Source organism: Massilia sp. CT11-108 (assembly GCF_047302915.1).
Taxonomy (GTDB): Bacteria; Pseudomonadota; Gammaproteobacteria; order Burkholderiales; family Burkholderiaceae_D; genus Telluria; species Telluria orientalis.
The window spans coordinates 1-7,115 of the sequence record NZ_JBKYMO010000297.1 but is presented as its reverse complement, the minus strand read 5'-3'; the positions used below and the strand labels follow the sequence as shown (position 1 = coordinate 7,115).

Sequence of the window (7,115 nt, the reverse complement as noted above, 5' to 3'; positions counted from 1 at the left end):
GCCACGGCCCCCGGCCCCGCATGCGGCGGCCTGGCCGTCGACGCGGCACCCTTGTCCGGTCCCACGCCCTGCGTGGCGGCCTGTCCGCCGTGCCGTTCGAGGAGGCTGATCTCCTGCGGTTTTTCGATGGTGTCGTACATATGCTCGTCCCCGTTTTCGCCCGCGTTGACTATGGTACGAAAATACGCCGCCCCGGCGCGCAACCTACGCAGGGGGGCATGCACCTAGGATAGCGCTCCTTGTTCCGCGCGGCAATACGCGCACGCAAGAACGTTCAGCGCCGCGCTTCCGCCCGGGCCAGCACCTCGTTGACCTCGTTCAGGTCGGCCGGCTTGACGAGGTAATGGTCGAAGCCGGCCTGCTGGGCCTCCTCGCGGTCCTGGTTCTGGCCGTAGCCGGTCAGGGCGACGAGCGTGGCGCCCGCGCTCTCGGGCTGCGCGCGCAGGCGCCGCGCCAGTTCGTAGCCGTCCATGTCGGGCAGGCCGATGTCGAGCAGCAGGACGTCCGGATGCTCGCTTCTCGCCCGCGCCAGCGCGCCGCGCGCATCGTATTCGACGCTGACCGCGTGGCCCTGCACTTCGAGCAGCGCGGCCAGCATCTGGGCCGCGTCGGCATTGTCGTCGACGACCAGCACGCGCAGGTTGCCATTGTCCGGCGCCGCGCACGGCAGGCAAATCGAGAACTCGCTGCCCTGTCCCAGGCCCTCGCTGCGGGCATGCACGGTGCCGCCGTGCAGCGCGACGAGGCTTTTCACCAGCGCCAGGCCGATCCCGAGCCCGCCCTGCGACCGGTCGGGCGTGCGCTCGGCCTGCGTGAACAGGTCGAAGATGTAGGGCAGCACCTCCGGCGCGATGCCGACGCCGTTGTCGCGCACGGCCACGGTCACCTGCCCGTCGCCCACGGTCACGGCCAGCACGATGCGGCCGCCCGGCGCCGTGTACTTGGCGGCGTTGTTGAGGATGTTCGAGATGACCTGCACGAGGCGCGTGCGGTCGCCCGTCACGTGCGCCGGCTGGCCCGACAGCTGCAGGGTCAGCGCATGGCGGCGCGCGTCGATCAGCGGCCGCACCTGCTCGACGGCGGCGGACACGATCACGTTCAGGTCCAGCGCTTCCATCTCCAGCGTGACGAGGCCGCGCGTGACGCGCGAGACGTCCAGCAGGTCGTTGACGAGGTCCGTCATGTGCTCGGCCTGGCGCACGATGATCTCGCTGGCGTTGGCCACGCTCCTGGCGTCCAGCCGGCCGAGCTTCAGCAGCTGGGCCGCCGTCATGATGGGCGCGAGCGGATTGCGCAGCTCGTGCGCCAGCATCGCGAGGAACTGGTCCTTCTGGCGGTTGGCGGCGCGCAGCTCGTCCTCGACGAGCTTGCGGTCGGTGACGTCGCTGCCTTCCACGAAGATGCCGCTGACGGCCCCGTTCTCGTCGCGGATCGGCTGGTAGACGAAGTCGATGTAGCGCTCTTCCAGCGGCCCTTCCGGCTCGCGCTGCAGGCGCACGGGCAGCGCATGGCCGACGAACGGCTCGCCCGTCGCGTACACGCGGTCGAGCAGTTCGAGGAAGCCCTGGCCAACGATTTCCGGCAGCGCCTCGCGCGCGCGCTTGCCGACGATCGGGCGGTGGCCGACCAGCTGCATGTACGACTGGTTCGTCAGCTCGAACACATGCTCGGGGCCGCGCAGCACGGCCATGATCCCGGGCGCCTGCGAGAACAGGCCGCGCAGCCGCTCGTTTTCCTCGTTGCGGTATTTCTCGGCCAGCACCTGCTCGGTGACCTCGACGCACGCGCAATACATGCCGGCGATGGCCCCGTCCTCGTCGCGCACGGGCGAATACGAGAACGTGAACCAGGTCGGCTCGTCGTAGCCGTGGCGGTTCATCACGAGATACAGGCGGTCGGCATACGTCGCCTCGCCGCGCAGTGCGCGTTCGATCAGCGGGTTGATGTCGTGCCAGATCTCGGCCCAGATATCGTGGAAGCGCCCGCCCAGCGCGGCCGGATGCTTGTCGCCGAGGACCTCGCGATACGGATCGTTGTACAGGAATGCGAGTTCCTTCCCCCAGGCGACGAACATGGGGAATTTCGAGTTGAGCATCAGCCCGACGACCGTGCGCAGCGCCTGCGGCCACGTGCGCGGATGGCCCAGCGGCGACGTGGACCAGTCGTGCGCACGCATCATCGCGCCCACTTCGCCGCCGCCGCTCAGGAACATCAGGGCGCCGGCATGGTTTTCGTCAGACTGTTGTCTGTTTTCTTGCATGATTGACACTGGTTGAAGCAACAACGCCAGTGTGCCATAAGGGCTTGCGGCAGGGCGCGCACGGCGGGACGGCCGCGTGCAGGCGTGCATGCGTGCATATGAGGGGAATGTCGAGGGATGGAGCGGGTGAAGGGAATCGAACCCTCGTCGTAAGTTGGGTAAGGAGAGCGCCTCGCGGCACTCCCCTCCCCTTAGAACCGTACGTGCGAGTTTCCCCGCATACGGCTCAAGCAATCCATCAGCATCCCTACTTGAACATCGAGATGCCGGCAGGACCGTGTTTCTCTCTAGCGTGATACTGCATATGGCAGTTTTGGTGCAACAACACCAGGTTGGTCAACTTGTCAGATCCACGTTCAGATCGCTTGACGATATGGTGCAGATGCCACCCCGTCTCGCGTGTGATCTTCTGTTCGCACACCGGGCACCGACCTTCCTGCCACCACCACAACCATCGCAGCTTTCGCCGCCCCTCCAGAGTCCTCTCCATCCGCTGCGCGAGCCGTCTGGAGAAGTATTCATCATCCTTCGGATCATATGGATTCGCGTCGCTGTTGATCTTGGCATGGACCTGCTTCGTATAACCACCCAAGACCGGCAGGAGCTTATCCTTATCGGCGAAATACCACTCACGCCCCTTTACACACCTGAAGTAGCGCTTCTTGACCCACTTCTTTCCCTTGTTGGGATGGCGTCTGCACGCCCAGCGCCACAACGCTTGCCAGATTTGATGATCGCACTTCGCAAACGTCCGGGTCGAGTTCTGGCTTCGATGATAGTTGGCCCATCCCCTGATGACCGGCGTGAGTTTCTCTATCACCTCGACCTGTGCTACGGCCTGTCGTGTTCTCAGAAATTCCCGAATCTTGTCCAGAAACGTCTTCTGGTTCTTCTTGGAAGGTTGCACTAGCAGCCCACTGTCGAAGTACCTGACGTTCCATCCCAAAAAGTCGAATCCCTCCGTCACATGCGTGACCTTGGTTTTCTTCTCCGAGAGAACAAGTCCTCTGGTCGCAAGAAACCGCTCGACCAGAGGTTTTACTTCATTTTCCAGAAGTTCTTTCGAACTGCCTGTAATGATGAAGTCATCCGCATAACGCACCAGATTGACCTTCGCGGTCCGCGCTTCTCTCACCGTTCGGAACAGTGAGGCAAGTTCGTTTTGCAGCCCATCCAATGCGAGATTCGCCAGTACCGGAGAGATGATGCCTCCCTGCGGCGTTCCGGCTTGCGTCGGGAACAGCCTTCCCATCTCGACGAACCCTGCTCTCAGCCATTTCTTTAGGACACCCTTGTCCATGCAGACATTGGCGGCCAACCAGTCGTGGCTGATATTGTCGAAGCAACCTTTGATATCCCCTTCAAGAACCCACTTGGGAGACACCTCACGGCTCAGTACATTTCGTACCTGACCGATGGCATCCGCCGTCGAGCGTTCCCGTCGAAAGCCATATGAATGAGGATCGCCGATGGTTTCGGCAACAGGGTCCAGTGCTAACAGGTGCAGCGCTTGCATGGCTCGATCACGCATGGTGGGAATGCCCAACGGGCGCTTTTCACCATTAGCTTTCGGGATATAGATGCGACGTAGTGGCAGAGGCTTGTATCTCTTGATACCGAGACCATTCACCGCCTGCCATTTCTCTTCTGGGGTGCTCCAGGTCTGCTGATCCACACCAGGAGTTTTCCGGCCACGATTCTCCGTTACCCGCCTCACGGCCAGAGCTTTCGCTCCGGTGGATTTGGTCAGGAGTCTCTGCAGGGAGCGCACCTTCCGCCATTCACCTGCTTTTGCTGCCTTCGCAATGCGTGCCTGTATCCTCGCGACAGTCTGATAAATTTTGACCCACGAAATGTCGTGCCAAGATTTCCAGCCTGTGGAGGCAATATCACAATCGTACTGACTTGCGTCCATATCAACCTCCGGTCGATTGGAGCGGGTGAAGGGAATCGAACCCTCGTCATAGGCTTGGGAAGCCTCAGCTCTACCATTGAGCTACACCCGCATCGTCCCAAAGGGAATAGACGCACTTTGCCCCCAACGGGGCATGCGTTATCCCCACTGGGTGCGATTAACAGACCTGTCTTGCGACAGATCACCAGATGGAAGTCTGCACGTTTTCACGTTAGGGCAATCTTTTCATCCCCTATCCTCTCCATTACAGAGAGGCATTCGCTTTTTCCATCATCCTCTACCTACTATAGCATCAGGCAACCTCGCGATTACCCTTGTCTGCCGTACAGGCCAGACGCCATATCAGGCTTACCTCGTTCCGTACAGGCAACAGGATTAGGAAGGTTCTGCCTTTTCGCCGGTGATACCTATGTCAGCGTGTCCGCACCAAGCAGACGGACAACCGATCACGTCGAGCCTCTTGCCGTTGCGTTTGGCTCGTCAAGCTTGACGACGTTTAATAGCAGTTCACTTTGCGTTAACCATCTAATCCAGCCTAGCGCCTCGTCCGATCGCAACTACCGAACTCCCAGCAAATCCCTCACGGAACCTACCGTACCCCGAAAGGTGGCTACATTGTCGGAGCGCTCAGCACCCCACCGTTACCAGTGACGCACCGCTCCTAGGCTACGAGGGGCTGAACCCTCGGTCTTGCCGGCCGCTGATGCACCTCAAGACAATTGCTTGTACAGCCTTCGTCGCTACATTTGTTGCTCATCAGACCTGTTCTCCCCATGGTAGCAAAGGTGCAGCTGGGGATTGACCACACTCTATGACGTGGTGTGGAGGAACGGCGTCCTTAGCGACTCGAGTCGCACGCTTGGGAAGCTTCTGCTCTACCATTGAGCTACACCCGCGTTGCCCGCATTCTACGCGGGTTCACGTTCCTTTGTCACCTTAGACATTTTTCGACATGAGCTTGTGTCGAAAAATTCGTTGAGCCACCCATGGATGGGCTCGTATATTGAACACTCGTCCATCAGCACAGCGGAGGCACCGTGAGGCCAACTCTTTCCGACCAACACCGCCTCCGGGAGCACGACTGATGGCCGACTTCGACATCGGCGCGATCGTGCGCGACCTGAACGAGGCGCGCCGCCAATGGCGCCAGGCGCATCGTCCGGCCGGCGAGGTGCGCGGCATCGAGTTTCCGTCGCGCGACGCGCTGGCGACCATCGTCGGGCAGTTGAAAGGCGTGCTGTTTCCGCTGCGCCTGGGTCCGCCCGACCTGCGCCAGGAAAGCGAGGATTTCCACGTCGCCCACGCGCTGGACACCGCCCTGCACGCGCTACTGCGCCAGGTCCGCATCGAGCTGCGCTACAGCGCCGCGCTGCGCCACCTGACCCATACCGACATCGAACCGCAGGCGCTCGAGGCCACCCGCGCGTTCGGCGCCGCGCTGCCCGGCATCCGCACCCTGCTCGACAGCGACGTGATCGCCGCCTTCCAGGGCGACCCGGCCGCGCGCAGCGTCGACGAAGTGCTGCTGTGCTATCCGGGCATCCACGCGATGATCCATTACCGCCTCGCGCATTGCCTGTACGGGCTCGGCCTGCCGTTGCTCGCACGCATCATCGCCGAGCAGGCGCATGCGGAAACGGGCATCGACATCCACCCGGGCGCGACGATCGGTGCCGGCTTCTTCATCGACCATGGCACGGGCGTCGTGATCGGCGAGACGGCCGTCATCGGCCAGCGCGTGCGCCTGTACCAGGCCGTCACGCTGGGCGCGAAGCGCTTTCCCGCGAATGTCGACGGCACCCTGCAGAAGGGCTTGCCGCGCCATCCTGTCGTCGAGGACGACGTCGTCATCTATGCGGGCGCCACCGTGCTGGGCCGCATCACGATCGGCAAGGGCGCCGTCATCGGCGGCAATGTCTGGCTGACGCACGACGTGCCGCCGGGTGCCCGCGTGGCCCAGGCCGCATCGCGCGAGGACGACCTGGGCGCATCGGACATATCGGGCGAGCCGGTGTAGTTACCTCGGACTTTCGACGACGTAACCCCTGGCCTGCAGGCCGGCCAGGTAGCTCGTCGGGCCGAGGATGTCCTGGATCTCCAGCACGGCGAAGGTGGCGGCATTGCTGGCCAGCGCATTCTCCGCCGCCTTCAGCCACGACGTGCGCAGGCGCTGGCGCACCTGGCGCAGGGCCGCCGCGTCCTTCGCGATCGAGCTGTTCATGACGGCGTCCAGGCAGGCATCCCGCCGCTCCGCGAAGTTCAGGCCGCGGATCTCGGCGATGTCGCCGTTGGCCCAGGCATTCGCGCGCACGCGCATCGTTTCGAGATCGGTGTCCAGGGTGTCGAGCGTCTTCGTGAAGCAGACGAGGTCGGCCACCTGCGAATTCTTGAAGTCGCGCACGAGCTTGCGCGGATCGTCGACCATGACGTCGTAGCCCGAGTCGGTCATTTTGACCTTGTTCTTTTTCGCGACGTCCTCGATCTTGCCGAGCACTTCGCTGCCATAGCTCAGGCCGCTTTTCTTGAGGCCGGCGAGCAGCAGTTCCTCGCCGGCGAAGACGGGCCGGTAATGCTCGATGCCGTCGTCTTCGCCGATGTACTTGGCCTTCAGCACCGTCCAGTGCGCGTAAACGTCGGCCGGGACCACGTCATGCAGCACCGCATCGTCCGGATTGCGCTTGATGCCGATGAGGCTGGGCAACGCCGTCAACCCGCTGAAGAAACCGATGTGGGCTTTCGCGACGGGCGGCATCAGGACTTCCTGCGACTTCGCCACGAGGCGCTCGACGCGCGACGCATCCCACTCCATGTTCCGCGGCAGCGGAGAATAGGTGCCGAAGACCCACATCACGTGCGTTCCCTTCGACACCTTCCACACGCCGGGGCCGGGCCGGCGGCCTTCGATGACGACCGTCGCGGGAACGGCGCCGGCGTGTGGAA

The 7,115-nt window shown here is 62.8% G+C and carries 4 protein-coding genes and 1 tRNA gene; 1 reads left to right on the top strand and 4 read right to left on the bottom strand.

The genetic code is table 11. The annotated features are described in order from the left end of the window. Positions 1-274: 274 nt before the first annotated feature. The 3 genes from ACEN88_RS20830 to ACEN88_RS20820 all read right to left on the bottom strand — a co-directional run bounded on the left by ACEN88_RS20830 (position 275) and on the right by ACEN88_RS20820 (position 4,266). A complete protein-coding gene (locus ACEN88_RS20830) occupies positions 275-2,260 on the bottom strand; it encodes an ATP-binding protein (protein WP_413342614.1) in 1,986 nt (661 codons plus the stop codon). Between the two features lie 247 nt (positions 2,261-2,507). Beyond that, positions 2,508-4,175 (bottom strand): group II intron reverse transcriptase/maturase, encoded by a 1,668-nt coding sequence (gene ltrA, locus ACEN88_RS20825; RefSeq protein ID WP_413342612.1) that lies wholly within the window; start codon positions 4,173-4,175, stop codon positions 2,508-2,510. Between the two features lie 17 nt (positions 4,176-4,192). Continuing rightward, positions 4,193-4,266, bottom strand: a tRNA-Gly gene (locus ACEN88_RS20820). Between the two features lie 993 nt (positions 4,267-5,259). On the opposite strand from ACEN88_RS20820, the gene epsC reads away from it, so the two are divergent. After that, positions 5,260-6,192, top strand: a complete 933-nt coding sequence (gene epsC / locus ACEN88_RS20815; RefSeq protein WP_413342610.1) for a serine O-acetyltransferase EpsC — start codon at positions 5,260-5,262, stop codon at positions 6,190-6,192. Here the strand turns inward: epsC and ACEN88_RS20810 are convergent. Further along, the coding region (locus ACEN88_RS20810) for a TraB/GumN family protein (RefSeq protein WP_413342608.1) at positions 6,193-7,115 on the bottom strand (923 nt) is incomplete at its 5' end. It lies immediately after the preceding gene.